Origin of the sequence: Streptomyces sp. MB09-02B (genome assembly GCF_033794485.1) — a bacterium.
GTDB lineage: Bacteria > Actinomycetota > Actinomycetes > Streptomycetales > Streptomycetaceae > Streptomyces.
The window spans coordinates 1-1,280 of sequence record NZ_JARGEE010000873.1 but is presented as its reverse complement, the minus strand read 5'-3'; the positions used below and the strand labels follow the sequence as shown (position 1 = coordinate 1,280).

The 1,280-nt window shown below is 71.6% G+C and carries 1 pseudogene; it reads right to left on the bottom strand.

The window, feature by feature from the left end:
- A pseudogene (locus P1P70_RS44770) lies at positions 1-1,072 on the bottom strand (protein phosphatase); the annotation flags it as partial.
- Between the last annotated feature and the right edge of the window lie 208 nt (positions 1,073-1,280).

The following is a 1,280-nucleotide window of genomic DNA, read 5'->3' as shown; positions in this document are numbered from 1 at the left end:
CGTCGACCCCTCGGTCGTCCACCGCGTCCGCGGCACTTCTCTCGTCGTGGCCCCCGGCCCGCTCACCGCCGTACCGGCCCCCGGCCACCTGCGCGAGGCTCAGCAGGGGCTCGGCCCGGCGCGGGGCGGTGAGGGCCTCCGGCCGGGAGGGGTCGTGCAGGACGGCCTCGACGGCGACGCCCTCCACCCCGGAGGCACTGGTCATCGGGCGGCTCACGAGCGTGACACGGCGGCCGTCCGTGAGGGAGACCTCGACGGCTGCCCGCTGCGCGTGCGCGATCAGCCCGGCGGCCTTCTCCAGGAGGGTCGCCCGGTCGACGGGGCGCAGCCCGAGGGCCAGTTCGTCGACGCCGAGGCGGCGGTACGGGCCCGTGCCGGCCTCGACTCCCGCGTCCAGATACGCCTGCAACAGGGAGCGTTCACGTGCGGAACTCTGCCCGAGGAGCCGTCGTTCGATGGCCGCGGCCGCCTTGCGGATCACGGCGGAGAGCGCCGGGTTCTCGAAGCCGCGCGGATATCCGAAGCACAGGACGCCCTCGATCCGGCCGCTGAGCGGGTCGCGCACGGGCAGCGCGCGGCAGGCGCTGCCCTGGGAGCGATCGGCGAAGTGCTCGGCGCCGTAGACCCGGATGAGCCGCCGTTCCGCCAGGGCCAGCCCGATGCCGTTGGTGCCCGCGAACCGCTCCGCGAACACGAACCCCGGCACGGTCTGGATGTCCGGGAGCCCTCTGGCCAGGGACGCCTCGCCGAAGCGGCGCAGCAGTACCGTGCCGTTCGCGTCGGCGACGGAGATGTTCATGGCACTGCCGGCGAACCTGGACTCCAGCCGGTCGAGCACCGGCGCGGCGGCACGGGCGACCCGGTCGTCGCGGTCGAAGTCGTCCCGGAAAGGGAGGTCGGAGCGGTCCGGCAGGAGCCCCAGGGACCGGCAGCGCCGCCAGGAGTCGAGGATCGAGGCGCGCACGCCTGACTCCAGCGGCTCCCCCTGCAGGAACCGCTCACGGAAAAGGGTGGGGCCCGTGCCGTCTGTCGCACGCCCCGTGAGTATCGGCTCGCCGTCGGACCGCACCACGTTGGCCTCACTCGCGCCCTGGACAATCCGCTTATCGGAAATATCTGGCATTGACGAGGATACGGGCATCCGCAACATGAGTCACGGTGTCCCGTTTCAAGGGTTCGCTCACGGGGGGGGTGGGCGGTCACTGCAAGGACTGTCTCTGATACAAATATCCGAGCCCACGGGCACAGCAGAAAACACGTATCACGTCTTGTGCCTGAAA